This window comes from Rhodobacter sp. 24-YEA-8 (genome assembly GCF_900105075.1).
GTDB lineage: Bacteria > Pseudomonadota > Alphaproteobacteria > Rhodobacterales > Rhodobacteraceae > Pseudogemmobacter.
Genome location: NZ_FNSK01000001.1, coordinates 115,646 through 141,080, shown reverse-complemented (window position 1 = coordinate 141,080; position 25,435 = coordinate 115,646). Strand labels below are relative to the sequence as shown.

General features: G+C 62.7%; 25 protein-coding genes and 1 pseudogene. 18 read left to right on the top strand and 8 right to left on the bottom strand.

The annotated features are described in order from the left end of the window. Positions 1 to 550 precede the first annotated feature (550 nt). From BLW25_RS00755 to BLW25_RS00730, 6 genes are all read left to right on the top strand, one after another. Positions 551 to 1,762 carry an acetyl-CoA C-acetyltransferase gene (locus tag BLW25_RS00755; RefSeq protein WP_092895469.1) on the top strand — a complete coding sequence of 404 codons (1,212 nt, stop codon included), beginning with the start codon at positions 551 to 553 and terminating at the stop codon, positions 1,760 to 1,762. Beyond that, the gene (locus tag BLW25_RS00750; protein WP_092895467.1) at positions 1,762 to 2,244 is read left to right on the top strand and encodes a cupin domain-containing protein; all 483 of its coding nucleotides are present in this window, start codon (positions 1,762 to 1,764) and stop codon (positions 2,242 to 2,244) included. The genes BLW25_RS00755 and BLW25_RS00750 overlap by 1 nt, the downstream gene beginning before the upstream one ends. After that, the gene (locus BLW25_RS00745) at positions 2,237 to 4,423 is read left to right on the top strand and encodes a 3-hydroxyacyl-CoA dehydrogenase NAD-binding domain-containing protein (RefSeq protein WP_092895465.1); all 2,187 of its coding nucleotides are present in this window, start codon (positions 2,237 to 2,239) and stop codon (positions 4,421 to 4,423) included. The genes BLW25_RS00750 and BLW25_RS00745 overlap by 8 nt, the downstream gene beginning before the upstream one ends. A 139-nt stretch (positions 4,424 to 4,562) precedes the next feature. Then, positions 4,563 to 5,606: a magnesium transporter CorA family protein gene (locus BLW25_RS00740; protein WP_092895463.1), complete on the top strand. Its 1,044-nt coding sequence runs from the start codon at positions 4,563 to 4,565 to the stop codon at positions 5,604 to 5,606. A gap of 78 nt (positions 5,607 to 5,684) precedes the next feature. Further along, positions 5,685 to 7,847 (top strand): esterase-like activity of phytase family protein, encoded by a 2,163-nt coding sequence (locus BLW25_RS00735; RefSeq protein WP_092895461.1) that lies wholly within the window; start codon positions 5,685 to 5,687, stop codon positions 7,845 to 7,847. 145 nt (positions 7,848 to 7,992) lie between these two features. Then, positions 7,993 to 8,940, top strand: coding sequence for a DUF817 domain-containing protein (locus tag BLW25_RS00730; protein ID WP_253188138.1), 948 nt, complete (start codon positions 7,993 to 7,995; stop codon positions 8,938 to 8,940). Here BLW25_RS00730 and BLW25_RS00725 read toward each other — a convergent pair. Then, on the bottom strand, positions 8,864 to 9,232 hold the full coding sequence (locus tag BLW25_RS00725) for a hypothetical protein (RefSeq protein WP_092895459.1): 369 nt from the start codon (positions 9,230 to 9,232) through the stop codon (positions 8,864 to 8,866). The two genes, BLW25_RS00730 and BLW25_RS00725, sit on opposite strands and share 77 nt — an antisense overlap. Positions 9,233 to 9,327: 95 nt before the next feature. Here BLW25_RS00725 and BLW25_RS00720 point away from each other — a divergent pair, with 95 nt between their 5' ends. Further along, the gene (locus BLW25_RS00720; protein WP_092901220.1) at positions 9,328 to 10,101 is read left to right on the top strand and encodes an alpha/beta fold hydrolase; all 774 of its coding nucleotides are present in this window, start codon (positions 9,328 to 9,330) and stop codon (positions 10,099 to 10,101) included. Positions 10,102 to 10,108: 7 nt separating this feature from the next. On the opposite strand, the gene BLW25_RS00715 is transcribed toward BLW25_RS00720, so the two are convergent. Then, entirely contained in the window at positions 10,109 to 10,969 is an 861-nt protein-coding gene (locus BLW25_RS00715) for a CHAD domain-containing protein (RefSeq protein ID WP_171909439.1), read from the bottom strand. Positions 10,970 to 11,072: 103 nt separating this feature from the next. On the opposite strand from BLW25_RS00715, the gene BLW25_RS00710 reads away from it, so the two are divergent. Then, on the top strand, positions 11,073 to 11,435 hold the full coding sequence (locus BLW25_RS00710; RefSeq protein ID WP_092895455.1) for a hypothetical protein: 363 nt from the start codon (positions 11,073 to 11,075) through the stop codon (positions 11,433 to 11,435). A 68-nt stretch (positions 11,436 to 11,503) separates the two neighbouring features. Here the strand turns inward: BLW25_RS00710 and BLW25_RS23830 are convergent, their stop codons facing one another. Beyond that, the gene (locus tag BLW25_RS23830; RefSeq protein ID WP_143040406.1) at positions 11,504 to 11,992 is read right to left on the bottom strand and encodes a hypothetical protein; all 489 of its coding nucleotides are present in this window, start codon (positions 11,990 to 11,992) and stop codon (positions 11,504 to 11,506) included. Between the two features lie 555 nt (positions 11,993 to 12,547). On the opposite strand from BLW25_RS23830, the gene BLW25_RS25285 reads away from it, so the two are divergent. After that, complete coding sequence (locus BLW25_RS25285) at positions 12,548 to 12,829, top strand: enoyl-CoA hydratase/isomerase family protein (protein WP_092895451.1); 282 nt, start codon at positions 12,548 to 12,550, stop codon at positions 12,827 to 12,829. A gap of 312 nt (positions 12,830 to 13,141) precedes the next feature. On the opposite strand, the gene BLW25_RS00695 is transcribed toward BLW25_RS25285, so the two are convergent. Further along, positions 13,142 to 14,200, bottom strand: coding sequence for a LacI family transcriptional regulator (locus tag BLW25_RS00695; RefSeq protein ID WP_216279306.1), 1,059 nt, complete (start codon positions 14,198 to 14,200; stop codon positions 13,142 to 13,144). Positions 14,201 to 14,458: 258 nt separating this feature from the next. Between BLW25_RS00695 and BLW25_RS00690 the strand changes: the two genes are divergently transcribed. From BLW25_RS00690 to BLW25_RS00650, 9 genes and pseudogenes are all read left to right on the top strand, one after another. After that, positions 14,459 to 15,712: an ABC transporter substrate-binding protein gene (locus BLW25_RS00690; protein ID WP_092895447.1), complete on the top strand. Its 1,254-nt coding sequence runs from the start codon at positions 14,459 to 14,461 to the stop codon at positions 15,710 to 15,712. 140 nt (positions 15,713 to 15,852) lie between these two features. Further along, positions 15,853 to 16,749 (top strand): carbohydrate ABC transporter permease, encoded by an 897-nt coding sequence (locus tag BLW25_RS00685; RefSeq protein WP_092895445.1) that lies wholly within the window; start codon positions 15,853 to 15,855, stop codon positions 16,747 to 16,749. Next, entirely contained in the window at positions 16,746 to 17,624 is an 879-nt protein-coding gene (locus tag BLW25_RS00680) for a carbohydrate ABC transporter permease (RefSeq protein WP_092895443.1), read from the top strand. Before BLW25_RS00685 ends, BLW25_RS00680 begins: the two co-directional genes overlap by 4 nt. A 4-nt stretch (positions 17,625 to 17,628) precedes the next feature. Then, positions 17,629 to 18,741 carry an ABC transporter ATP-binding protein gene (locus BLW25_RS00675; RefSeq protein ID WP_092895441.1) on the top strand — a complete coding sequence of 371 codons (1,113 nt, stop codon included), beginning with the start codon at positions 17,629 to 17,631 and terminating at the stop codon, positions 18,739 to 18,741. Positions 18,742 to 19,003: 262 nt separating this feature from the next. Beyond that, positions 19,004 to 19,417: pseudogene (locus BLW25_RS25280) on the top strand (GMC family oxidoreductase N-terminal domain-containing protein); the annotation flags it as partial. A gap of 25 nt (positions 19,418 to 19,442) precedes the next feature. Continuing rightward, entirely contained in the window at positions 19,443 to 19,907 is a 465-nt protein-coding gene (locus BLW25_RS25275) for a GMC family oxidoreductase N-terminal domain-containing protein (protein WP_092895437.1), read from the top strand. 67 nt (positions 19,908 to 19,974) lie between these two features. Continuing rightward, the gene (locus tag BLW25_RS00660; protein ID WP_092895436.1) at positions 19,975 to 20,166 is read left to right on the top strand and encodes a hypothetical protein; all 192 of its coding nucleotides are present in this window, start codon (positions 19,975 to 19,977) and stop codon (positions 20,164 to 20,166) included. Continuing rightward, positions 20,163 to 20,483, top strand: a complete 321-nt coding sequence (locus BLW25_RS00655; protein ID WP_092895435.1) for a Dabb family protein — start codon at positions 20,163 to 20,165, stop codon at positions 20,481 to 20,483. Before BLW25_RS00660 ends, BLW25_RS00655 begins: the two co-directional genes overlap by 4 nt. 545 nt (positions 20,484 to 21,028) lie before the next feature. Then, the gene (locus tag BLW25_RS00650; RefSeq protein ID WP_092895433.1) at positions 21,029 to 21,445 is read left to right on the top strand and encodes a PaaI family thioesterase; all 417 of its coding nucleotides are present in this window, start codon (positions 21,029 to 21,031) and stop codon (positions 21,443 to 21,445) included. 65 nt (positions 21,446 to 21,510) lie between these two features. Here BLW25_RS00650 and BLW25_RS00645 read toward each other — a convergent pair whose 3' ends face one another. The 4 genes from BLW25_RS00645 to BLW25_RS00630 all read right to left on the bottom strand — a co-directional run bounded on the left by BLW25_RS00645 (position 21,511) and on the right by BLW25_RS00630 (position 25,434). After that, positions 21,511 to 22,377, bottom strand: coding sequence for an energy transducer TonB family protein (locus BLW25_RS00645; RefSeq protein WP_092895431.1), 867 nt, complete (start codon positions 22,375 to 22,377; stop codon positions 21,511 to 21,513). Further along, positions 22,374 to 22,829, bottom strand: coding sequence for a TonB system transport protein ExbD (exbD, locus tag BLW25_RS00640; protein WP_092895429.1), 456 nt, complete (start codon positions 22,827 to 22,829; stop codon positions 22,374 to 22,376). Before exbD ends, BLW25_RS00645 begins: the two co-directional genes overlap by 4 nt. Positions 22,830 to 22,832: 3 nt before the next feature. Next, complete coding sequence (gene exbB / locus BLW25_RS25185; RefSeq protein WP_171909438.1) at positions 22,833 to 23,888, bottom strand: tonB-system energizer ExbB; 1,056 nt, start codon at positions 23,886 to 23,888, stop codon at positions 22,833 to 22,835. Positions 23,889 to 24,375: 487 nt separating this feature from the next. Next, complete coding sequence (locus tag BLW25_RS00630) at positions 24,376 to 25,434, bottom strand: DUF1513 domain-containing protein (protein ID WP_092895425.1); 1,059 nt, start codon at positions 25,432 to 25,434, stop codon at positions 24,376 to 24,378. Position 25,435 lies beyond the last annotated feature (1 nt).

Genomic DNA, 25,435 nt, shown 5'->3' with positions numbered 1-25,435 from the left:
TCCCCACATCTCTCAACTAAAATATTTCTGTATCAGCATGTTATCCTAAATAAGCCACTCTCTGGCCTGGTGCATGGAGATATAGGACCGGGGGGTAACGGGTATAAATATGGGGAAGAAGGGAGGATGAAGACCGAAGAAGAGCAGCACCTTCTTCAGGGCTACACGCCCCGCTTCACCTTCCTCTGCTTCGTCCCGAAAGGCACAACCTCCGGCCCTTTCTCTTCTTCCCAGGCCTTAAGCCTCCGAAGATACGCGCACAGAGGGCCGGCAATCAGGGCACTCTTGTCCGCGCTGCCGCTCCTCCGCATGCGTTTTACGAACTGTCGTGACGCAGCGGTATCATTGCGCAAATCCACCAAAGACAAGAAGATGAACAGGAAAACGACATCAGACCGAGGCCGGAATGGCTGCGAAAGCGATCCCTGCCCCTTCCGGCCCCGACGGGGCAAGTGGCTGTCATGGTCGGAAATCGACACCGGACTGCGACCCGCCCTGCGATTGTGACGGCCCGTGAGAGGTCCGGCCTGAGACGGATGGAGGAAAGACGATGACTGACGCTTATATCTATGACGCCTTGCGCAGCCCGCGCGGGCGCGGGCGCCCGGATGGCGCGCTGCATGAGGTCACCTCGGTCGCGCTTTCGGCGCAGATGCTGAACGCGGTGCAGAGCCGTAACGGGCTGCAAGGCCATGCGGTCGAGGATGTGATCTGGGGCAATGTCACGCAAGTGGGGGAACAGGGCGGCTGCCTGGCGCGCTCTGCGGTGCTGCTCTCGGATCTGGACGAGGCCATCCCCGGCCTCTCGATCAACCGGTTCTGTGCCAGCGGCATGGAGGCGGTGAACCTTGCCGCCAACCAGGTGAAGGCAGGTGCGGGACAGGCCTATATCGCCGGCGGGGTCGAAATGATGAGCCGGGTCGCCATGGGCTCGGACGGGGCCGCGATTGCGGTGGACCCGGCGCTGACATTCAAAACCCATTTCGTGCCGCAGGGGATTTCGGCGGATATCATCGCGACGAAATTCGGCTTTTCGCGGCAACAGGCCGACCAGCTGGCGGCAGAAAGCCAGGCCCGGGCGGCGGCGGCCTGGGCGGATCAGCGTTTCGCGAAATCCATCGTGCCGGTCCGTGACATCAACGGCCTCACCATCCTCGATCATGACGAATATATGCGCCCCGGCACCACCGCCGAGGCCCTGGGCGCGCTGAAAGCCAGTTTCAGAGACATCGGCGAGGTGATGCCCGGCTTCGACAGGGTCGCCCTGATGAAATACCCTGAACTGGAGCGGGTGACCCATATCCACCATGCCGGAAATTCATCGGGGATTGTCGATGGCGCGGCGGCGGTGCTGATCGGCAATGCCGAATTCGGCCGGGCACAGGGGCTGAAGCCGCGCGCGCGGATCCGGGCGACGGCGAAGATCGGCACCGACCCGACGATCATGCTGACCGGCCCTGTGCCGGTGACGGAAAAAATCCTGAGAGAATCCGGCCTGAAAATCGGCGATATCGACCTGTTCGAGGTCAATGAGGCCTTTGCCGCGGTGGTTTTGCGGTTCATGCAGGCGTTTAACGTCTCGCCCGATCGCGTGAACGTTAATGGCGGTGCAATCGCGATGGGGCACCCGCTGGGCGCTTCGGGCGCGATCATCATCGGCACCCTGCTGGATGAAATGGAGCGGCGCGACCTGACCCTCGGCCTTGCCACTTTGTGCATCGCATCCGGCATGGGCGCCGCCACCATCATCGAGAGGGTCTGATGAAAAAGCTCGATCTGACAAAGGTTCCGATCAGGACCGGCTCCCTCTACCCACCGCCCTATGCTGAAATGATGGAGGGACGCTCCAGCCTGCGGCTCGGGCAGGCCGCCGGGCTGACGCAATTCGGCGTCAATCTGGTGACGCTGAAACCCGGGGCGCTGTCGAGCTTACGCCACTGGCACCGGACGGAAGATGAGTTCGTCATGATGGTGGCGGGCGAATGCGTGATGATCACCGATGACGGTGAAGAGATCATGCGCGTGGGCGATTGCGCCGGTTTTCCCGCTGGCGCGCCGGACGGGCATCACTTCATCAACCGGGGCGATACGCCGGTGGTGTTCGTCGTCATCGGCGCGAAGGCGCGCGAAGAGGTGGTGACCTGTTCAGATGTCGACATGGTGCTGACTGTCACCGATGGCGCCTGTGTTTACACCCATAAGGACGGGCGCCCCTGGCAGCCCGAGGGAGAGGAAAATGGCTGATTTCATCTGGGATCTCGACGCGGACGGCGTGGCGACCATCACCTGGGATACCCCCGGCAAATCGATGAATGTCATGTCGATGGCAGGCTTTGCCGAACTTGATGCGCTGATCGACCGGGCGCTGACCGACGCGGCCGTGAAGGGGGTGGTGATCACCTCGGGCAAGAAGGATTTCGCCGGCGGCATGGATCTGAATGTGCTGGCGGGGATGCGGGCGGGGGGGGCCCGGGCGATCTTTGACGGCGTGATGCAGATGCATACTGTGCTGCGCAGGATCGAACTCGCGGGCATGGATTTCAAGACGAAGAAGGGGGCCAAACCCATCGTGGCGGCGCTGCCCGGCACCGCGCTCGGCATCGGGCTGGAGCTGCCGCTGGCCACCCATCGCATCTTTGCCGCTGATAACCCGAAGGCGAAAATCGGTCTGCCCGAGATCAAGGTCGGCATTTTCCCCGGCGGCGGCGGCACCACGCGGGTGTCGCGGAAGCTTGGCGCGATGATGGCTGCACCCATCCTGCTGGAAGGCAGGCTCTCGGATCCGAAAGGCGCGAAAGCGGCAGGGCTGATTGATGAGGTCGTGCCGGCGGATGATCTGATCGGGGCCGCAAAGGCCTGGGTTCTGGCCGCGAAAGACGCAGATCTGGTGAAGCCCTGGGATGACAAAGGGTATAAATTCCCCGGCGGCGCGCCCTATCATCCGGCAGGGTTCATGACCTTTGTCGGCGCCTCGGCCATGGTGAATGGCAAGACGCAAGGCGTGTTTCCGGCGGCGAAGGCGCTGTTATCGGCGGTCTATGAAGGATCGCTGGTGCCCTTTGACCAGGCCCTGAAGATCGAGGCGCGGCAGTTTACCTCTGTGCTGATGAACCCGTCCTCCTCGGCGATGATCCGGTCTTTGTTCATCAATAAAGAGGCGCTTGAGAAGGGCGCGAACCGGCCCAAAGTCGCCGATCAGACGGTAAAACGGCTGGGCGTGCTGGGCGCGGGCATGATGGGCGCGGGCATCGCCTATGTCGCCGCAAATGCAGGGATCGAGGTTGTGCTGATCGACGCGACGCAAGAGGCCGCAGATCGGGGCCGCGCGCATTCGGAGAGCCTGCTCGACAAGGGGATCAAACGCGGCAGGGTCAGCCCCGCGCAAAAAGACGAGGTACTGTCGCGCATCACCACCACCACCGATTACGCAGCGCTGCGCGGCGTTGATCTGATCGTCGAGGCGGTATTCGAGGACGCCAAAGTCAAGGCCGGTGTCACGAAACTGGCCGAGGAGGCGGCGGGTGCGGATGTGATACTCGCCACCAATACCTCGACCCTGCCGATCACCGGGCTGGCCGCCGCCAGCGCGCGGCCCGAAAACTATATCGGCATTCATTTCTTCTCGCCTGTCGACAAGATGATGCTGGTCGAGATCATTCGCGGCAAGAAAACCGGTGACCGCGCGGTGGCGAAAGCGCTCGATTTCGTGCGCCAGTTCCGCAAGACGCCGATTGTGGTCAATGATGCGCGCTTCTTCTACGCCAATCGCTGCATCATTCCTTACATCAACGAAGGCATCCGCATGGTCGCCGAGGGCATCGAACCGGCGCTGGTCGAAAATGCCGCGAAACTTCTGGGGATGCCGCTCGGGCCGTTGCAGCTTGTCGATGAGACCTCGATCGAGCTTGGGGTGAAGATCGCCAAAGCAACCAAAGCCGCGATGGGCGCCGATTACCCCGATGAGGCAGTCGACAGGGTGATCTTCTGGCTGGCCGATCAGGGGCGGCTGGGCCGCAAGACCAATGCCGGATTTTACGATTACAGCGAAAAAGGCGAACGCCTGGGGCTCTGGGAAGGGCTGGCCAGGAAATACCCCGCCGACAAGGTGCAGCTTTCGCTTGCCGATGTGCAGCACCGGCTGTTGATGGCCCAGGTGCTGGAGGCTGTCCGGGCGCTGGAAGAAGGCGTGCTGACCGATATCCGCGAAGGCGATGTCGGCGCGATCCTGGGCTGGGGGTTTGCCCCCTGGTCAGGCGGGCCATTCGGCTGGCTCGACATTATCGGGGCGGCGCGTGCCGTGCAGATCTGCCGCGAGCTGACTGCGCAATTCGGACGCCGCTTCGAGGCCCCGGCCCTGCTGCGCGAGATGGCAGAAAAGGGTACGGCCTTTTACGGCCAGCCGGGCGCAACCAGGGCCGCCTGACCCGCACAGGCCCGCAAAACAGCCGAAGCAACAGTCCGGACCCGCAAGGCGGGCCCGGGCTTTTCTCTGCCACGATGCGGCGCTAGTCTCGCCGCTGATCCCGGCGCAGGGCGCTGGCAGTAAACAGGGACGTCCGGATATGATCAGAGGCTACCAGAGCCAGGGCATGCGGCTGGCTTCCGTCCCGCCGGAAAACTTTATTCCTTCGACCTTTGGCCGGCTCAGCCCCGAGACGCCGGTTCTGGCGGGGGACAGCTCTGCCGCCACTGCAGCCCTGCGCGATATGGTCTGGATCGACATCGAGGCGCCGACCCATGCCGAGGAAGACCTGATCGAGAACGCGCTCGGCTTTGGCATCCCGACCCGCGAGGATATGCAGGAAATCGAGCCATCGTCGCGGATCTATGTCGAGGATGGCGTGCTGTATCTGACCGCCCAGGTGCTCGCCTCGCCCGATATGAAGCAGCTCATGATCGGGCCGGTGACCTTCATGGTGCAGCCCGCCCGTCTGGTGACGGTGCATTATCACCGCCCCGGTTCTTTCGCGTTTTTCGCCGATTGGGCGGCGCGCCATGACACCCCCTGTTCGACCGGGATCGCGACCCTGCTCGGGCTGATGGAGGCGATGGTCGACCGGCTTGCCGATATCCTGGAAAACGAGGCCCGCCAGCTGGATGATCTGTCAAAGACGATCTTTGACAGCCGCAACGCAGCCAGCGATGCGCTGTCGGGCGTGGTGACCCGGATTGGCGCCGCCGAAGACCGCAACGGCAAGATCAATGAAAGCCTTTCGACGATCCAGCGGGTGCTGGGCTATCTTTCGGTGCCCGGCGCTGTGGCCGCGAAAGAGGCGCTTAAGGGCATCGACCGCGACCAGCTGAAAAGCCTGATCCATGACGTGCGGTCCTTGCGTGAAGTGGCGGCGGTTCAGGCAGAGAAAGTGCGGTTTCAGCTGGATGCGACGCTGGGCGTGATCAATATCCGCCAGTCCGACATCATCAAGGTCTTCTCGGTTGTGGCGTTCGTCTTCCTGCCGCCGACGCTGATCGCCAGCATCTACGGCATGAATTTCGAACATATGCCGGAACTTGCGGTGAAATGGGGCTATCCTGCGGCGTTGGTGATGATGGTGGTCTCGGCCGTGGCGCCCTGGCTGTTCTTCCGCTGGAAGAAATGGCTCTGAGGAAAGGCGACAACCACCTTCACCCCGCTGTTGCAATCGACGGTTAGGGAACAGGGCGCAACGACCTGAGGTGCTGCCATGTCCCCCCGCCTTCTTTCCGCAGTTTCTGTTTTCGCCCTGCTGGCCAGCCCGGCGCTCTCCCAGAGCTTCAACCGCATCGCGTCTTTCCCGGTGATCGCCAATATGGCCGATGGCGAGGACAAATCGCGCGAATCCTCGGCCGAGATCATCTCGGTCTCGAAAGACGGCAACACGCTGATCTATACCGACAGCCCGCTGGGCGGCGTTGGCCTGATCGACATCACCGATGCCAAAGCCCCGAAACCGCTTGGCAATATCGACCTGCATGGCGAGCCGACCACAGCCTATATCATCGGCGACAAGGCCGTGGTGGGCGTCAATACCTCGGAAAGCTATGCCAATCCTTCGGGCCGTCTTGCGATCATCGATATTGCGACGGCAACCGAGACCGGGTCCTGCGATCTGGGCGGCCAGCCGGATTCGGTCGCCGTGGCCCCTGATGAAAGCTTTATCGCCGTCGCGATCGAAAATGAGCGCGACGAAGACCTGGGCGATGGCGGGCTGCCGCAGATGCCGGCGGGCTATGTGGTGAAGCTGCCGCTGAAAGATGGCGCCCCCGATTGCGCGAATCTGCAAAAGATCGACATGACCGGCCTGGCGAACGTTGGCGGCGAAGATCCGGAACCGGAATTCGTCGATATCAATGCAGCCGGTGAGATCGTCGTCACGCTGCAGGAAAACAACCATATCGTGGTGATCGGCGCGGACGGCCAGATCGCTTCGCATTTCTCTGCCGGCGAGGTCGTGCTGGAGAATGTCGATACAAAAACCGACGGCAAGCTGGATTTCACCACCACAACCGACCCGATCCCGCGCGAACCCGATGGCGTGCAATGGATCGACAATGACCATTTCGCCACCGCCAACGAAGGCGACTGGAAGGGCGGCTCGCGCGGATTCACGATCTGGAAAAAGGACGGCACGATCGTCTGGGATTCCGGCAACAGCCTTGAACATGCGATCATCGGGATCGGCCATTACCCCGAGAAACGTTCGAAAGCCAAAGGGATCGAGCCGGAGGGCATGGAGTTTGCCCGCTTCGGCGACACGCCCTATCTTTTCGTGCTGTCCGAACGCGGGTCGGTCGCGGCGGTCTATGATGTAACCGATCTTGCAGCCCCGAAACTGACCCAGCTTTTGCCCTCGGGCATCTCGCCCGAAGGCGTCATGGCGATCCCTTCGCGCAACCTGCTGGTCACCGCGAATGAGGCCGATCTGGGCGAAGACGGTGCCGCGCGGGCGCATGTGATGATCTATGAGCTGAGCGATGCCGCGCCCGCCTATCCGATGCTGACCTCTGCCGGGGCGGAGACGCTGATCGGCTGGGGTGCGCTTGGTGCGCTGGCCTCGGTTGAGGGCGTCGAAGGCCGTCTCTTTGCCGCCTCCGACAGTGTCTACAGCGCGATGCCCTCGATTTACGAAATCGACATCACCTCAAAGCCCGCGAAGATCATCGCCCAGACCGTGGTGACGCGCGGCGGCCAGCCGGCGCAGAAGCTCGATATCGAAGGGCTGACCTCGGATGGCGAAGGCGGGTTCTGGCTGACGAATGAGGGCAATGCCGAGAAACTGGTGCCTCATGCGATCCTGCGCGTGAATGCGAAAGGCGAGATCAGGGAAGAGATCTCGCTGCCGGTTGAATTGCTGGCGCATCAGACCCGCTTCGGCGCCGAAGGGATCGCGAAAGTCGGCAATGTGCTCTGGGTCGCGATGCAGCGCGAATGGGGCGATGATCCGAAGGGTCAGGTAAAGCTGCTGGCCTATGACCTTGACGCAAAAGAGTGGAGCGCCGTCGCATATCCGCTGGAGCCGAAGGGCGAGGGCTGGATGGGGCTGTCGGAACTGACCGTCCATGGCGATCATGCCTATGTCATCGAACGCGACAATCTGATCGGCGATGCGGCGGTGGTGAAAAAGATCTTCCGCGTGAAACTGGCCGATCTGAAGCCGGTGAAACTGGGCGAGACCCTGCCCGTCATCGCCAAGGAAGAGGTTCGCGACCTGATCCCCGAGCTGAAATCGCTGACCAATGGCTATGTGGTCGACAAGGTCGAGGGTCTGGCATTCGATCACGAGGGCAATGCCTGGATCGTCACCGATAATGACGGCGTCGACGACAGTTCGGGCGAGACCCTGTTCTGGAACGCCGGCAAGCTCTGATCAGCCGCTTCTTTCACTGATAAAAGGCCGGGCTCCACCCGGCCTTTTTCTGTTCTGCGCCAGCCCGCGCGGCAGAAATCCCCCCTTGCAGAGGGTCTTATGCCAGCGGATCCTGCGGCGGTTCTGCCCTTTCGTATCAGGTATCATGTCGCCGCAGCCCCGCACCACCCGCAGCCTTGAACGCCGTATGGGCACAAGGGTGCGCGCTGCCCTGCCCTATGGCCTCGCAGAGCTGGTGATGTTCGTTCTGAAACAGGGTTGGGCCTGCCTGTTTGGCGGGTTGTTGCTGGTGGCAATCCTGGTCAGCCGCGCGGTCTGGCACCCCGACTGGGCGCTGGCGCGATACGATTTCCTGTTTCTCTTCGCGATTGCCACCCAGGCCCTGTTTCTCTGGACCAGGCTCGAGACCTGGGACGAGGCGCGTGTTATCCTCCTCTTCCACCTGACCGGCACCGCGATGGAATGGTTCAAGGTCGGCGCCGGGTCATGGGCCTATCCCGAGGCGGGGCTGCTGAAGCTGATGGGCGTGCCGCTGTTCTCGGGTTTCATGTATGCGGCGGTGGGCAGCTATATGGTCCGGGTGATCCGCATTTTTGAGATGCGCTTTGCCCCCTATCCACGGTTCTGGATGACCTGGATACTGGCGGGCGCGATCTATGTGAATTTCTTCAGCCATCACGTCCTGCCCGATATCCGTGTCATCCTGTTTGCCGCCACGGTGCTTTTGTTCGGCCGCACCCGGATCTGGTTCCGCATCTCGGACCGGGACTGGTGGATGCCGCTGCCGGTTGCCGCCTTCCTGTCATCACTGGCGCTTTGGATTGCCGAGAATATCGGTACCCTGACCGGCACCTGGCTTTATGCCGGGCAGCGGCCGGAGCATCTCGTCAGCTTTGCCAAGATCGGGTCCTGGTATCTGTTGCTCTATGTGGCCTTTGTGACGGTCTCGCTGGTCAGCCGCGAGGCGCTTTACCCGCCCTGGCGTCCGCTGCCCCGCGCCACAAACCGGGATGCGATCAGATCAGCCCGCGCCACAACAGAAAGCCCACAAACCCCGCTGCAACCACAATCAGCGAGAAGGCAATCGAGGTAAGCACACTGCCGCGCCCCCGGCGCCCCTCTCCCCGCGCCAGCGGTGAGAGGTAGCGCAGACAGATATCGTAATCGCGGGCGACAGAGCCCTCATCAATCTGCGCATGCAGCCTTGGGTTTTGGGTCATATCCGCCGCCTGGGCAAGCGCCGCTGCCGATTTGCGAACGCGGCGCGGCAATCTGCGCCCGGCATGACGCAGCTTCTGATCGAAATCGCGCCCACGCGCGCCGACCCGCTCGACGAGCAGCTCTTCGACCCTGCCGGCCATCTGGCGGATGGTGACCGCGCTCATGATCTGTCCTCACAATCTGCGGAAACTATCCGTTTTACCGGCGGTTTTCGCAACAGCTCTGGTTCGGGACAATTCGTTTCGATATGGAAACGTTCATGCTTGCAACAGTCCATCACCCCGCTTCCGCCCCGGATGGCTCTGTGCCGCTCCTGATTGTGCATGGCCTGTTTGGCTCGGCGCGCAACTGGGGCGCGATTGCACGCCGGCTGGCCGACCGGCGCGATGTGGTGGCGGTGGACATGCGCAACCACGGCGAAAGCCCGCGCGCCGGGGTCCAGGATTACCCGTCCATGGCAGGGGATCTTGCCGAAGTGATTGAAAGCCTTGGCGGCAAGGTCGATCTTCTGGGCCATTCGATGGGCGGCAAGGCGGCGATGCAGCTGGCGCTGACGCAGGGCGCACTGATCCGCCGCCTGATCGTCGCCGATATTGCGCCGGTCGTTTATACTCACGATCAAAGCCCGCATATCCACGCAATGCGAGGGCTGGATCTGACCGGCCTTACCTCACGCGGCGAGGCCGACCGGCGGCTCCAGGCGCTTGTCGGTGACCCGGCCTTGCGGGCGTTTTTCCTGCAATCTCTGGATCTCAAGGCGGCAGGCGGGCCGGTATGGCGGCTCAACCTCGATGTCCTCGAACGCGATATGCCAAAGATCATCGGCTGGCCGGGGACGGAGGGCCATTTCGACGGCCCGACCCTGTTCCTGACCGGCGCCGAGAGCCATTACGTTCGCCCCGAACATCGCGAAACGATCCGCGCGCTGTTTCCGCATGCGCGTTTCGCAAAGCTGCCCGGCGCCGGCCATTGGCTCCATGCCGAAAAGCCGCGTGAATTCGAAGAAACGGTCCGCGTCTTCCTGAACGCCTGACCCCGGGTCAGAGATCGGGTTCCGGATCCGCCGCAGCCGGGGGCGCAACCGGCACCCAGAACGGCGGCATCGTGCTGAGCGCGGCCCAAAGCCCGGTTGCGCGTTTCAGCGCTGCCGTGACCTCTGTGCGCTCGCCCTCGCGCCCCTTTTGCCGCGCATTGGCGAGGTCATTCAGGAGGCCCAGCTCGTCCTGCAATTCCTGCATCCGGGCAAGGAACAGCTGCCAGCCTTCCGCCGGCCAGAAATCCTGAAAAAACTCGCCCAGATAGCGCAGGGTCTTAAGATCCTTGCGAAAATCATGCCGCGCGACCTCTTCCATCTTCGCGGGGTCATCGCCATGGCTGCGCGCGGCGCGCCAGGCATCCCCCATCACCAGCGCGGCGAGCAGGCGCACCGGCGCGGCCCGCACGATCTGACTGCGGCGGTTCTGTTTGAACAGCTCTTGCGAGCCGTAAAGCTTCAAAAGCCCAGGCGCGAAACCGACCGCCTTGCTGTCGCGCAACATCTTCCGGGTCTTGCGGCGGATCTCCAGCGTGCGGCGCCCGAGCGCTTCGCTGTTCCCGGGATGCGAGGCCAGGAAGACATCGGCATCGCGCACTTCGCCAAGCGCACGAAACAGCCGTTTTGCTGCTGACCGCACCTTCCCCGCCTGTTTGCGCCTGAGGATCGGCGCGAAAGCATCCAGCGCCGTCGTCAGCCGGCGCAGCGCGACACGGGCCTTATGCGGGCCGCTTTCGTCTTCGGTTTCCAGAAAAACCGCCAGTTGGCGGTCGAGCGCGGCGCAGCAGCCGATGATCAGCTGGCCAAGGGCGTCCTCGCAGCTGGTATCCGGCGAGAGGACGGGCATGGGCGTTGCAGCTTCAGTCACATCAATCCCCAGGGGCATATGCCCGCCTTATATCCCGGCGATGCGGATCGACTGCGTGAAGTTTTTGTAACAATGCCGCAAGTCCGGGGGCGAGATCCGGCGCATGGTCAGTACCACGGCCGGGCGCGGCTGCGATTGTCCCGTGCGCCACGGAATCCCCCATGCCGATACCGACCTCGCCACAGCGCTCGCTGATCCCCGGACCGATGCGGTCTGTCTCTCGGCCACAAATGAAAGACATCGCGACAATGCCCTGGCGGTCGCTGATGCGGCAGAGATGGCCCGGGCGGCCCGCGCGGCCGGGGTCACTTTCGCCACCAACCACAATCTGCGCCGTTCGGGCAACCATCGCGCCTTCCCGGCGCACGGTTGCCTGAATTCCGTGCTGCGTGCCCCAGGTGCGCGCATGGGCAGGAGCGCCATCCGCCCGGGCACATATGCTGCACCTGAGCGCGGCTGGCGATAAGTCTCGCGTCCATTGGATCGACTGGCGCGCGCGGGACAGGCTGATCAAAGTGGCGCTGGGCACCTTTGTCAGCCGATCCGCGAAGGATGCGCGTGCCGCAAGCAGGCCGATTGTCCGCCGCGCCGATTTTGGCGACGAGATCTGGTTGCACTTTTCAAACATTTATCTCGATTTTCGTGGCTACGCACCACAAACTTCGACACAAATAGCAACCTTAGCTTTGAATTCGGGGGGCCTATCCTGGCGGTCGGCAACAGGCGATCACAACCCGCAATAATGGCGGGCTGGTGATCGCCCAGGTTTCGCGGAGAGCCACTGCCGTGCCCATGCGCCCGTATGATATCTGCGTGCCGGGGTAACTGGTCGATCTGGTTGTGCTGGATGCGCATCTGCGCCTGACCACGGAAACCGATTCCGTCGCGGCGATTTCCGGCCAGACCCTGCGCTCCTGAGAGAGCTTTACCCGAGCCGAACACGGCATCGAAAAAGTCATCGCGCGCCGCGATGGATCTGAAGGGTGGCCATACCCCCAATCTCGGTTTCGACATTTCCGCCATGGTGCCGCGTATCCTGCTGGAAGAAGGTCAGCCTCAGGCAGTACCCCGGGCGAATGCACAAGGTGCGGTGGGCGGCATGCCCCTGACCGGCTCCGCCTCATATGCCCTTGGCTATGGCCCTTCATCGCAGCAAATCATCAATTTCCAGGGCGGGGGGCCGACATGTCGGTCCTGTCCTTCCCCGAGGTGGCAATGTCAGAGACAGACCCCGCCCGCGACATCCCCCACGAGCAGAGGGCGGGTCCAAGTTGCGGAAAACACGAAACGCATGCCGTTTTTGCTCCCAGGCACCAGGCCGAAGGGATGGCAGCCAAGAGCGCGGTGTCTCTGACCCTCAATCGGCCGATAGTCCGGATCCGGCTCGACATTCCGGCAAGGCGATCTGTTTCAGCGCCGATATGCTGGCGCAGTTTGCCACCCATCTCAACGCCATCGGGACAAGCGAGGCGCCCCTCGCGCTGGTCACCGCAACACCGAAAACGCTTCTGCTCGGGCGCCAATATTACCGGCTGGGGCGGGCTCAGCCTCGGGGATTTCGCCCGGCATTAGGTGTGAATTGGGCATCGGCTTTTCGACCGGCTGGTGCGACTGGCGCGACCGACGATTGCCGTGATGAAGGGGCATGCCTTTGGCGGCGGGCTGGAGCAGAAGGCCGCCTGTGAGATCCGCGTACCAATGCCGGGCGCCATGATTGCCCTGCCGGAAACCCGCATTGGCATGGCGCCGGGCAGGCCGGAAACGCAGCATTTCGCGCGACAGTTGTCGGAACCGGCCCTGCAAGAAATATCACTTTTCGGATGCGCGATACCCTGGAGCCGTCACATAGCCAGGAGCTAATTACAGAAATCGTACATAACGCCGCACCGCCGCGCCCGATCTCGCCAGACAGACGATCCGCGCAGGTCGCGGCTAAAATCAGGGCGCATTGCGAGGCCCCGGGCTCTGCCGCAATCGCTGCCAGTGACGACCCGCGAAACAGTTCGAGCGCTACTCCCCCGCTCATGGCATCTTCGCCAGCCGCCACGCCAAAGGCGGACATGCCAAAACCGGGGCCACGAAAACGACCGCTACGGCCTGAGGAATATCCCGAACCGAAATCGGTGGTCATGCCATCTGCCGCACGCGGGTGAACCGGGTGCGCTTATGCAGTCAGAAATCGACCAGCGGCTGATGCAGGACCTGAAGGCGTGACGGCTCCTCGCCCGCCATCGCGCGAAGCAGCATCTCGCCCATGCTGCGCCCCGCAAGGCGGAGGTCTTCGACCATCGTGTCGATCCGGGGACGCATCAGATCGAAAATCGCCGAGGCGCGCTTGGCCACGACATCGATCTCGCGCCCGGGCACCAGCCCGCAATCGCTGATCGCGGCCAGGGCGGCCATGGCCGAGACCTCACCCACGCCGATAATGCCATCGGGGCGGTCTGGCTGCGACAGGCGCTGGCGCAGCCAGGCCATGGTCTCGGCCGCAGAAGTGTCGAGGCTGATCGCTTCGGGAATCTCGCAGCTGATGCCCGCCGCCTTTGCCGCTGCCACAGCCCCCCAGCGAAGATGCTGCGCGAAAGAGAAATTCGCCGGCGGCAGCACGATCATCAGGCGCTTGCGGCCGCGGGTGATCAGCCGCTCGACCGCAATGCGGGCAAAGGCCTCGTTGTCGTAATCGACCCAGGGATGGGGGGTGGAAAACTCGGTGCGGCCATGGCTGACAAAGGGAAAGCCCTGTTCCAGCAGGTAGCGCACCCTCGGGTCAAAGGGTTCGGTCCGGTTGAAAATGACGCCATCGCCCAGCCGCGCCTCGACGATACGGCGAACCGAGGAAAGCCGGTCACTGCCGAGGATATCGGGGAAGATCGTCACGGAATAGCCGGTGCCGGCCAGCGCGTCAGACAGGCCGCCGATCAGTTCATGGGTGAAACCGAGGAATTCATGGTCGAGATTGAGCACCAGCTGCACTACCCGCGTGCGCCCGGTGCGCAGTCTTTGCGCCGCGCGGTCAGGCACATAGCCAAGCCGGTCTGCCGCTGCACGGACCAGATCACGCGTCGAGGCTTTGATCTGCGGATCCAGCGCCAGCGCCCGCGACACGGTGGTGACGGCCAGCCCGGTCTCGGCCGCAATGGTGCGCAGGGTCGGGCGCGCTTTTGCCCGGGCACCGGCGCGGCGCGGCAGCGGATCAGCAGGAATGGACGGGCGGTCGGTCAGGGGCTTCACTCCGGGGCGGGGCTGGGGCGGGCACGCCGCTGCGTGTTGCTGTGGCGTGAGCCCGGAGTATGACAAAAAAATGCAACGATACAACTGAAGAACTGAACCTGAGAAACTTCGCGCTATTTCCGCGTCATAGCAAAAAACACGCTTATTTTTCTGCATTGCAGCAATAAGCAGGGGCAGAAAGAAACTATTGACGGACGGCCATATTGTAACGTTTCAATAATCTGTTCCCGCAAGGGGCTTAACATCTGGGAGGATGCGATGAGGAAGATGACAAAGGGGATGGTCTCGGCGCTGGCACTGACCTTCGGCCTCGCCTCAATGGCGGCGGCAGAAGATGTGGAAGTGCTGCACTGGTGGACCGCCGGCGGTGAGGCGGCGGCGCTGAACGTGCTGAAAGAGGATCTTGCCACGCAGGGCATCGGCTGGGTCGACATGCCGGTTGCCGGTGGCGGCGGCGAGGCGGCGATGACCGCGCTTTCGGCGCGTGTGACCGCAGGCGATCCGCCGACCGCAGTGCAGATGCTGGGCTTTGACATCACCGACTGGGCCGAACAGGGCGTGCTCGGCAATCTCGACGCGGTCGCGGACCCCGAGGGCTGGGACAAGGTGATCCCGGCGGCGCTCCAGGCGTTTTCCAAATATGACGGCCACTGGATCGCGGCACCGGTCAATGTGCATTCGACCAACTGGGTCTGGATCTCGAAAGCGGCGCTGGACAAGACCGGTCTGGGTGAGCCGACCAATTGGGATGAACTGATCGCGGTTCTCGACAAGATGAAGGAAAACGGCATCACGCCTCTGGCCCATGGTGGCCAGCCCTGGCAGGATGCGACGATTTTCGACAGCCTCGTGCTGGCCCAGGGCACCGATTTCTACAAGGCGGCCTTTATCGACCTCGACCCCGAAGCGCTTGGCGGCGAGAAGATGGCGGCGGCGTTCGATCACCTGATCAAGCTGCGCAGCTATGTCGATGACAATTTCTCGGGCCGCGACTGGAACCTGGCGTCGGCCATGGTGATCAATGGCGAAGCGGGCATGCAGGTCATGGGCGACTGGGCCAAGGGCGAATTCCTGAAAGCCGGGCAAAAACCGGGCGAGGGCTTTATCTGCATCCGCTTCCCCGGCACGCAAGGCGCGGTGACCTTCAATGCCGACCAGTTCGCGATGTTCAAGGTAAAGGGCGAAGAAAAGGTTAAGGCACAGCTGGCGATGGCATCGGCCATTGAAAGCCCGACCTTCCAGTCAGCCTTCAACGTGGTCAAGGGCTCGGTCCCGGCGCGCACTGATGTGCCGGATACCGATTTCGATGATTGCGGCAAGAAGGGCATCAGGGATCTCGCCGAAGCCAATACCAACAACACGCTGTTCGGGTCCATGGCGCATGGCTATGGTGCGCCGGCTGCGGTGAAAAACGCGACCTATGACGTGATCACCGCCGTCTTCAATGGCGAATACACCGATGGTGCCTCTGCCGCCACTGCCCTGAAAGACGCCGTCGCGGCCGCGCAGTAATCAGGCCCGCGTTTCGATCCCGGTGCGGGCGGACAACGCCCGCGCTACAAATTCCTGAACAGGAATTTGCACAAAAATTTAGGTAAATTTTTGGCGCGCCCCTGGCGCGACCGCCCCGCAACCGGGGAAAGGGAGAGGAAATGGCATCTGCATCCGAGGCCGATTTCCGCACGAGATTGCAGGACTGGCTGCCAAAGCTGGTTCTCGCCCCATCCGTCGCGGTGACCTTGTTTTTCGTCTACGGCTTCATCCTCTTCACAGTGGTGTTGTCTTTCACCAATTCGAAAATGCTGCCGAGCTGGGATTTCGTCGGCTTTTCCAATTATGTCCGGCTGTTTTCACTGCCGCACTGGCATGTCGCGCTGAAAAACATCGCCATCTTCGCCACGCTTTACATCGTGATCTGCACGGCGATTGGCCTGATGCTGGCGATCTTTCTCGACCAGAAGATCCGGGGCGAAGGTGTTTTGCGCCCGATCTACCTCTACCCGATGGCGCTTTCCTTCATCGTCACCGGCACCGCCTGGAAATGGTTCCTCGACCCCGGCATCGGCCTTGAACATGTCATGCATCAATGGGGCTGGGAGAGCTTTTCCTTCACCTGGATCAAGTCGAACAGCATGGCGATCTATACGATCGTGATCGCGGCGGTCTGGCAGAGTTCGGGCTTTGTGATGGCGATGTTTCTGGCCGGCCTGCGCGGCATCGATAATGAGATCCTGAAAGCCGCACAGATCGACGGCGCCTCGAACTGGCAGCTTTACCGCCGCATCGTGATCCCGCTTTTGCGCCCGGCGTTTCTCTCCGCCTTCGTCATCCTCGCCCATCTCGCGATCAAATCCTACGACCTCGTCATCGCCCTGACCGGCGGCGGCCCCGGCCGCGCCACCGAGATGCCCGCGACCTTCATGTATTCCTATACCTTCACCCGCAAAGAGATGGGGGTTGGCGCGTCTTCTGCCGTGATCATGCTGATGACCATAGCCGCGATCATGATCCCCTATCTCTATTCTGAACTGAAGGAGAAGAAGGAATGAGCGTCGCAACCCAGGACACCGCCGTCTCGACCGGGCGCATCACCCGCACCTTCATCTATCTGATCCTGCTCTTGTTCGCGCTGTTTTACCTGCTGCCGCTTTATGTGATGGGGATCAATTCGGTCAAACCGCTGTCCGAGATCACAGGCGGCAATATGATGTCGCTGCCAGAGGTGTGGACGCTGGATCCCTGGCGCTCGGCCTGGTCCACTGCCCAGATCGGCGTGCAGGCGACAGGGCTGAAACCCTACTTCCTGACCTCGATCCTGATGGTGGTGCCGGCGGTCGTGATCTCGACCATTCTTGGCGCGATCAATGGCTATATCCTGACGAAATGGCGCTTCAGGGGCGATACGATCATCTTCGGGCTGATGCTGTTTTCCTGCTTCATCCCGTTCCAGATCGTGCTGATCCCGATGGCGCGGGTGCTGGGGATGCTGGGACTGGCCGGTTCCGTTCAGGGGTTGATCCTCGTTCATGTCGTCTATGGCCTCGGCTTTTCGACACTTTACTTCCGCAACTATTACGCCGCCTTCCCGACGGAACTGGTGCGCGCGGCGCAGATCGACGGCGCAGGGTTTTTCCGCATCTTCTGGCGCATCATGCTGCCGGTCTCCGGTCCCATCGCGGTGGTCTGCGTGATCTGGCAATTCACCAATATCTGGAATGACTTCCTGTTCGGTGCAAGTTTCGGCGGGACTTCCCAGCCGATGACCGTCGCGCTGAACAACCTCGTGCAAAGCTCGACCGGCGTGAAGGAATACAACGTCCATTTCGCCGCCGCGATCCTTGCCGCCATCCCCACCCTCATCGTCTATATCGTCGCAGGCCGCTATTTCGTGCGCGGTCTGATGGCGGGTTCTGTCAAAGGTTGATGCCATGGGCTTTCTCGACATCAGAAACGTCACCAAGAGCTACGGCGCCGTTAAGGTGCTGCACAGCGTCGACATTGAGGTGCAGGAAGGCGAGTTTCTCGTCCTCGTCGGCCCCTCGGGCTGCGGCAAGTCAACGCTCCTGAACATGATCGCCGGGCTGGAAAGCATCTCGGGCGGCGAAATCGCGATCAGGGACCGGGTGGTCAACGGGGTCCATCCGTCAAAGCGCAATATCGCGATGGTGTTCCAGTCTTACGCGCTCTACCCGAATATGACGGTCGGCCAGAACATCACCTTCGGGCTGGAGATGCACGGGACGCCAAAGCCCGAACGCGACCGCGCGCTGGCCGATGTGGCGAAACTCCTCCAGATCGACCATCTCGTCGACCGCAAGCCCGGCCAACTTTCCGGCGGTCAGCGCCAGCGCGTCGCCATGGGCCGCGCCCTGGTGCGGGATCCGGATGTGTTCCTCTTTGACGAGCCGCTCTCGAACCTCGACGCAAAACTGCGTGTCGATATGCGGACCGAGATCAAAAAGCTGCATCACAAACTGAATCGCACCATCGTCTATGTCACCCATGACCAGATCGAGGCGATGACGCTTTCGACCCGGATCGCGGTGATGAACAAGGGCTATGTGCAGCAGCTCGGCACCCCGAAAGAGATCTATGACAGCCCGGCGAACCTCTTTGTCGCGACCTTCATGGGCTCGCCCGCGATGAACATCATCCCGGCAAAACTGGCGGTGGACCAGGGCCGTGCCTGGGCCGAAATCACCGACTCCGCTGGCAAGCCACTGCGCCTTGGGTTTTCCTCGGGCAATTATGCGGCCTGGGACGGGCGCGATATCCTTCTTGGCATCCGCCCCGAGGCGATCACCGACCCGGAAGGCGCCGACCGCAATTCGCATAATGTGCAGCCCTTGCGCAATATGGTCACCGTGACCGAGCCCGCCGGTGCCGACACTTTCGTGACCATGACCCTTTCGGGCAAAGATGTGATTTCGCGGATGCGTGCGGATGCGGATGTCCACGGCCATCAGGCCTTTGACTTCGCGGTGAATATGGAAAAAGCAGTGGCCTTTGATCCGAAAACCGGAGACCGGATTCAGGTATGAGCCCCGTCAGCATCATCATCGGGGCCGGTATCAGAGGCACGATACTCGCAAGAGCCCTGGCGCCCTAGGGAGCCCGGCTGCGGATCTTCGATCGGGCGAGGCTTTAAAACACCGCCCCAAAGCGCGTGACCCCGAGGCGATTTTTCGCCTCGGATGTTTTCGCCCCGGGTGAGATGTGGACTGATGCGGCCGGGGCCAGGTTCACCCCCGGCAACTGTGATCATCCCGGCGGCAATTCCAAATTCTGCGGCGCAGTGCCTATGTGCCAGCGCAAGGCCGATTTCGCGCCTTTGCGGCATATCAAGGGGCTGACACCCGGCTGGTCTTTTGCCTGTCAGAATTTGGAAGGTTACGGTTCCATGGCCGCCGCGCTCTGTCAGGCCAGGGGCGCGGCAGACCAAAAGCTATTTCGTGCTCGCCCCCGAGGAGATCGGCGTGTTTGACCGCCCCCCTGCCGGTCTGCGAGGCCTGGTTGCGCGCCTGCGGCAAAAAGGGCATGCCCTTCAACCCCGATGTGACCGGCGAAGTCCAGAACGGGGTGGACTATCATCAGCTGAAGCAATGGAATATGCGGCGGTCTTCGACCCCGACCGCTTATCTGCGCCCGGCACAGGGGCGAACCAATCTCGCGTTGCGAACCGCGATTCAGGTGCTGCGCCAGATGATCGGGCGCAACCGCGCGGTGGGGGAGAGACCGCAACGTGGTCCTCAGTTCGGGCACCATTGGCTCACCCTGGCTGTTGTGGCTTTCCGGGATCGGCCCGGCCGGTCATCTGCTGCGCCACGGGAGTCAGGTTCTGCCGGATCAGCCCGTTGTCGGCGCGGATCTCCAGGATCATCCTGCCCTGTTTGTCATCGCGGAATGCAGCGGCCCGCATATCTATGACCGCGGTGCAGAACCACTCTGGTCGGCCCTGGCCGGACCGCAATTCATCCTGACGCAACGCGGCCCCGTCGCCTCGTCATTTTACAAGACCGGCGGCGCGCGCCCGATGTTCCGTTCCATCTGGGCCTCGGCTCGGGGATCGAGAGATGGGTTGCGGACATGCCCAATTGCAGCGTCACGCCGAATTCGGCCTTCCTGCGCGTGCGGCTCGGCAAGGTTGGCCTCAGCCGATCCGCTGAACGCGCCCCTGAGAGGCCCGTACTTCCGGCGCCCCCTCTGACCGCCGGATACCGGTCGAGGAGCCGGAGGTCGCAGGCGACCAGGATTACTTTGACCATGCCTGCCGCATGGGTTCAGACCCCGAGGCGATCATCAACCCGCTGCCTGGCTTCGACGGGATCACGGCGCTCAGGGCGGTCAATGACACGGTGATGCCGCACGTGGTCTTATCAAACGACAATGCTGCCACCATCATGATCGCCGTGAAAGCCGCCGTCATGATTCTCGCCCCCCATGGACTGCAAGGAGCTACCCCATGATCCGCCATATCGTCCTGATCCGGTTTCGCGAGACTGTCAGCGAAGCAGAGATCGCCGCGCTGTTCGCCGGTTTGCATCCGATCCGCGACCAGGTTGCCGGGATCAGCGCGATCCATGCCGGGCGCTCGGAAAGCCCCGAACAGATCGAGCGCGGCTATCTGCATGGCTTCACCATCGACTTCGACACCTGGGCGGCGCTGGCTGCCTATCAGGCCCATCCCGATCACCGCGCCCTTGGCGCGCGGCTGGTCGCGGCGGCGGCTGGCGGGCTCGCTGGCATCCTCGTATTCGACCTCGATTGCGGTTCAGGCGCATGATCCCCCTTCCGAGGACTAACGGCGGGCCGGAGCGCTGCCGCCAATCACCGCACCTCCACAGCGCTGCACACGCAGGAGGCGGAACGCCCAGGCAATCCTGACGGCGACAGGAGCGCTTCCCGCGATTGCCGCCACGCCTGACATCTCTCACCTCATTTAATGGCAGACGTTCACCCAGGCGGCATTGCCTCTCGCACCTGGATGAACGGCCATCAGCCGGGTTTCATCATGCCCACGGCTATTCACTCCGCGCACAGCATTGCCCATCTTGCCTAAGTCTTCCCGCCTGCGGATCAGACTGGTCTTCTGGCACAGCCGCTGGTGCGCGACCAGACTCGCGAGGAGGTGCCTGCGCCATAGCCGATCCAGGCTCTGTCCGTCACGATGCTCGGGCAGTCGAATGCAGGGCTTATCGGCCCGGTGATCCGGGTCTCAGGCGCGGGCTGAGGCCCCTTGCCCCTTCCGGGCGGCCATGCTGGTATCCCCCCGCACGGCAAAAGCGCCCGCATTGTCACAGATGCAGGCGCCGCACAGGATCCTGGATCATGACAGAGCTTAACCTGCCCCCCGCCCCGCCAGAGGCCAGCGATATTTCCGCTTTTGCCGGGATGATCGGCCTGCGGGTGATCTCGGCCACGGCCACACGGGTCGAGGCCGAACTGACGGTGCGGCCGGATCTTCTGAACCGCAATGGCGTGCTGCATGGCGGCGCGATCATGGCGCTGGCGGATATCCTCGGCGGGCTTGGCACTGTCACCGCGATCCGCCCCGATCAAAGCACCACCACCGTCGAGAGCAAGACGAATTTCTTCCGCCCTCTGGTGCTGAACGAGGTCGTGCGCGCCATCTCTGAGCCGCTCCATCAGGGGCGGCGAACCCAGGTCTGGCAGACTTCGGTCCTGCGCGGCGATGGAAAGCTTGCGGCGCAGATCACCCAGACCCAGATGGTGCTGGAGCCCTGACAGCAAAACACCCGGAGCTTTGCTGCGCCGGGTGTTCTGACTTGCATGGCAAAGATGACGGGGTTCTACCGCCCCTCGAATTTAAAGGAATAGGTGCGCCCGGCACCGGCAGGCGGCGGGTCAAACGGCGCCGACCGGCGGATGTGATCCAGCGCGACATCATCCAGCTTAGCAGAGCCTGAACTTCTGGAAATGCTCGCTTTGGCGAGGCTGCCATTATCCGCAATGGTGAAGGACACAACTGCCGTGCCGCGATCCCCCCCGGATTTCTTACGGGTGCGGTTCACCTTTTTCATCACCGAGGCGCCGTAATTTTTGGCTGCCGCCTGGCCGCTGCCTGCAGAGGAGGCAGCGGAGGCCTGCTGCTTTGACGCTTTGGTCTCCGCCCGCTCTTCGGTCGCTCTCTTCTTCGGCTTTTCCTTAGCGGGCTCTTTCGGCTTTTCGGCCTTTTTGACCTCTTTCGGCTTTTCTTCCTTCTTCGGTCTTTCCTTCGGCTTCGGCACTTCGACCACCGGCTTTGGCGGTGGCTCCTGGTCGACCTCGGGGGCCATATCCTCGACGATCTCCTGGATCTCAGGCGTCTCGTCCGGCACATCCGGGGCTTCGGTCAGCTCGGGCGTGTCGGGCGCGTCTTCCAGATCGGGCGTCAGCATCTCTTCCGACGCCATCTGATCGGTGACATCCGGGGTCGGCTCAGAGATCGCCTCGATGGCCTGGGCCGGGGGCAACATGACAAGAACCGCCTGCTCTTCCGCCCCGGCCGACATGCCGGCGCTGTCCCAGGTCATCGCCAGTGCACCAATGGCCGAAACCAGCAGTGCCGCGATCGAGGTCGAGGCCAGCCAGCCAATCGCCCGGCTCTTGCCCGCACCGACATGCGAGGGCAGAACGGGGCAGCGGGCCCGGGTGAAAGAGGGCAATTCCTGGGTCATGGCTGAGATCCTTCCGCAGGAGCGGCGGCAGCGGGGGCGCCTTCCAGCCCCACCAGCGCCACTTTCAGATAACCGGCATTCCGGAGTTCATCGAGAATTTCCATCGTTGCACCGTAAGGCAGGTCCTTGTCGGCACGGAAAAAGATCGTGGTTTCGCGATTGCCGCCCGTTGCGGCATCCAGCACGGCCCCCAGAGTTCCTCCCGGCACCGGATCATTGCCCAAAGACAACACCCGGTCCAGCCCCAGAGACAGCCAGAGCGGCTCGTCCGGGCGTTCCGTCGGGGTCGAGGTGCTTCCCGGCAGATTGATCGGCACATCGACGGTCGACAGCGGCGCCGCCACCATGAAGACGATCAGCAGAACCAGCATAACGTCGATAAAAGGCGTGACGTTGATTTCCGAAACTTCGGCATCTTCGTCTTCTGATCCGCCACCAACAGAGGTCCCCATGGATCAGACCCTCGCGCTCAGGCGGTCAAGCGACCGGCTTTGCAGGCGGGCCGCAGCGGCGGCCACGTCATTCAGCTGCAACCGGTATTTTGCAAGTTTCCGCGACAGAACGTTATAGATCAGCACCGCCGGGATCGCCGCAGCAAGGCCGATGGCGGTCGCCAGCAGCGCTTCGGCGATGCCGGGCGCGACGACGGCAAGATTCGTGGTGTTCGACTGCGCGATGGCGAGAAAGCTGTTCATGATCCCGAACACGGTGCCGAACAGCCCGACAAAGGGCGAAAGCGAGCCGATGGAGGCCAGGATCCCGGTACCCGAGCGCAGCCGCGCAGCAGCGCCTGCCTCGATGCGGGACATCGCGGTATCTGTACGGTCGCGCGTGCCGGGGATCAGCGCGGGCTCGGCCTCGGCGAGACGCAGCTCCTCATCCGCGGCGCGGATCATATCGACCGAGGGGCCTTTGCGGCCGGCCACCGCTTCGGCAACCGCGTGGAGGCTTGAGGCGCTGGCCAGCAGACGCGCAGTCTTGCGCATCGAGGCAAAGGCAAAGCCGAATTCAAACAATTTGTGGATCAGGATCACCAGCGCCACGAAAGCCGCAATCGCAAGACCAACCATCACCGCCTGCACGATGACATGCGCATCCCAGAAGAGCGATTCGAGCTCGACTGAATGCACCGGCAGCGCCGCCGCCGGGGCTGAAGCGGCTTCGGCCGGGCCTGCGGCGGGCTGAACCGCCTCGCCGGTTGCAGCAGGGGTGGCGGGGTCAGCGGCCGGGGTCGTGGTCGTTTCAGCGCCGGTTGCCGGCGTGACAGCCGGGCTCGCGGCACCGGTGTCCGGCGTTGTGATGGCACCGGTCTCTTCAGTCACGGGCGCAAGCGGGGCATCGGGCGCGGCATCAGGCACCACGGGCGGGGCCTCACTGCCTTCGGTCACCGGCGCGGCGGATTGCTCCGGCGCCGCATCGGGCACAACCGGCGCCGTATTGTCCTGTGCGACAGCCATGCCACCGGAGAGGATCAGAAGGGAAAGAAGTGCCGCGCGCATCGGTTCAACCACTTGAAGTCTCATTTCGTGCAAAGGGGGACGGGTGAAGACGGCCTGCCCGACACAACCAAAGCATCATGCGAATTCCGCACAGCCTTTGCCACCATCGGTTTTTCAGCCACCCTGGCCGTGGATTTCAGAACCAGGTCAATCTGGTCTCGCCCTGGAAAGATCATCCGAGAAATCCGTTCCACAATCGCCCTGACGGGCCCATGAAGTGCAAGTCCTGCAGCCTCAGACCCGAATTCCGAAAGGGAGATCCGAACCAGTCGGTTGCCTTGCCCCACCGGGCCGCCACCTGAATTCCACCTGTTCAGCCCGCTACCGTTTGGCTGGCACTCCGAGAGAGGGGCACTTGCGAGGCAGCAGATTCCGACCTGATCGGTCAGGAATGGCTTTAGGAATACCAGGTGGAATTGTCAAGTATATCCCCCCTCTGTCCCCCTCGCAGCCGACGCTGCGCAGCGAAGATCGTCACAAAGCTGAAAACTCTGGCAAATCAGGCGACCGGAACCATGTGATTGTCCCATGAGGTGGCGCGGTGTCGCAGCGCGCGCAGAGGGGCACCGGCGCCGTCAAGCGCCCAGATCCCGCCCCCGCCATCCGATGCGACGAATCCCTGTTCCAGCGCCGCAAGACCACAGATATCGGCCCGCCGATGCGTGGCAAGCGGTGTGCCATCTTCGCCAAACACCATCACTGCGCCCCCCCGGGGCGAGGAAATTGCAATCATCCCCTGATTGGCCGCGATCGATCCCGCATAGCCCTTCATGGTGTAGATCTCTTCCGGCGCGGCCTCAAACAGGGTGATCGCGCGGCCCGGCTCCCAGCGGGCCAAAAGCGGAACCGGATCAGAGAGGTCACCCTGCCATTGCAACGCGACCGCGACGCCCTCACCCACAAGTGCAAGATGGCGCAGGGAATTCTGATGCAGATCGGGCTCCAGCTCGGCGATCTCCAGGATCTCGCCCGAAGGTGAGAGCAGCGCCAGATTTGAGCGCATGGTCTCAAGGTTCAGCGTGGTGCGGTCGGAAGGGTCGGTCTGAATACCGCCATTCGCGACGATCAGCCGCCCGTCTGCGAGGCGTTTCATATCATGCGGGCCGATGCCGCCGGTCTGCCATTCGCCGATCCGGCGGTAAGTCTCCGTCTCCCAGATCCCGATCCGCCCTTCCGATCCCTCGGCCACGACTTCCGAGGTCATCAGGAGCGCCCCATCGGCGGAAAAAGCGCCATGGCCATTGAATTGCCGCCCTTCAGGCGGGGTCAGCCGGTGCCGGATGCCGCCGGTGAAACAGTCCAGCACGATGGCAAAGACACCGGGACGGCGGGCAAAAGCCACCGCTTCGGGCCGCGACGGATGCGCCGCCGCAGCATGTCCCCGCGCCGGCAAAGGGATGGAAAACAGGCTTTCGCCATCGGATCGCAGCCCGTGAAGAACATAATCCTCGCCCTCTTTCCCGGCGGAAAGCCAGGCCGGGCTGCCCACATCGGCCCAGCCAAGCCCGGGAAGCGACAGCGAGGCCAGCCCCGCCAGAAATCCGCGCCGCGTGGCCATT

Bases quoted from the DNA above. Each gene is read 5' to 3' on its own strand.
- BLW25_RS00750 (WP_092895467.1), top strand. From the start codon at position 1,762: ATGAAAAAGCTCGATCTGACAAAGGTTCCGATCAGGACCGGCTCCCTC.
- exbD (WP_092895429.1), bottom strand. From the start codon at position 22,829: ATGGGGACCTCTGTTGGTGGCGGATCAGAAGACGAAGATGCCGAAGTT.
- BLW25_RS00650 (WP_092895433.1), top strand. From the start codon at position 21,029: ATGACAGAGCTTAACCTGCCCCCCGCCCCGCCAGAGGCCAGCGATATT.
- BLW25_RS00645 (WP_092895431.1), bottom strand. From the start codon at position 22,377: ATGACCCAGGAATTGCCCTCTTTCACCCGGGCCCGCTGCCCCGTTCTG.
- BLW25_RS00655 (WP_092895435.1), top strand. From the start codon at position 20,163: ATGATCCGCCATATCGTCCTGATCCGGTTTCGCGAGACTGTCAGCGAA.
- BLW25_RS00745 (WP_092895465.1), top strand. From the start codon at position 2,237: ATGGCTGATTTCATCTGGGATCTCGACGCGGACGGCGTGGCGACCATC.
- BLW25_RS00720 (WP_092901220.1), top strand. From the start codon at position 9,328: ATGCTTGCAACAGTCCATCACCCCGCTTCCGCCCCGGATGGCTCTGTG.
- BLW25_RS00725 (WP_092895459.1), bottom strand. From the start codon at position 9,232: ATGAGCGCGGTCACCATCCGCCAGATGGCCGGCAGGGTCGAAGAGCTG.
- BLW25_RS00680 (WP_092895443.1), top strand. From the start codon at position 16,746: ATGAGCGTCGCAACCCAGGACACCGCCGTCTCGACCGGGCGCATCACC.
- BLW25_RS00710 (WP_092895455.1), top strand. From the start codon at position 11,073: ATGGTCAGTACCACGGCCGGGCGCGGCTGCGATTGTCCCGTGCGCCAC.
- BLW25_RS00690 (WP_092895447.1), top strand. From the start codon at position 14,459: ATGAGGAAGATGACAAAGGGGATGGTCTCGGCGCTGGCACTGACCTTC.
- BLW25_RS23830 (WP_143040406.1), bottom strand. From the start codon at position 11,992: ATGGCGGAAATGTCGAAACCGAGATTGGGGGTATGGCCACCCTTCAGA.
- BLW25_RS00755 (WP_092895469.1), top strand. From the start codon at position 551: ATGACTGACGCTTATATCTATGACGCCTTGCGCAGCCCGCGCGGGCGC.
- BLW25_RS00685 (WP_092895445.1), top strand. From the start codon at position 15,853: ATGGCATCTGCATCCGAGGCCGATTTCCGCACGAGATTGCAGGACTGG.
- BLW25_RS00660 (WP_092895436.1), top strand. From the start codon at position 19,975: ATGGGTTCAGACCCCGAGGCGATCATCAACCCGCTGCCTGGCTTCGAC.
- BLW25_RS00675 (WP_092895441.1), top strand. From the start codon at position 17,629: ATGGGCTTTCTCGACATCAGAAACGTCACCAAGAGCTACGGCGCCGTT.
- BLW25_RS00730 (WP_253188138.1), top strand. From the start codon at position 7,993: ATGTCGCCGCAGCCCCGCACCACCCGCAGCCTTGAACGCCGTATGGGC.
- BLW25_RS00740 (WP_092895463.1), top strand. From the start codon at position 4,563: ATGATCAGAGGCTACCAGAGCCAGGGCATGCGGCTGGCTTCCGTCCCG.
- BLW25_RS00735 (WP_092895461.1), top strand. From the start codon at position 5,685: ATGTCCCCCCGCCTTCTTTCCGCAGTTTCTGTTTTCGCCCTGCTGGCC.
- BLW25_RS00630 (WP_092895425.1), bottom strand. From the start codon at position 25,434: ATGGCCACGCGGCGCGGATTTCTGGCGGGGCTGGCCTCGCTGTCGCTT.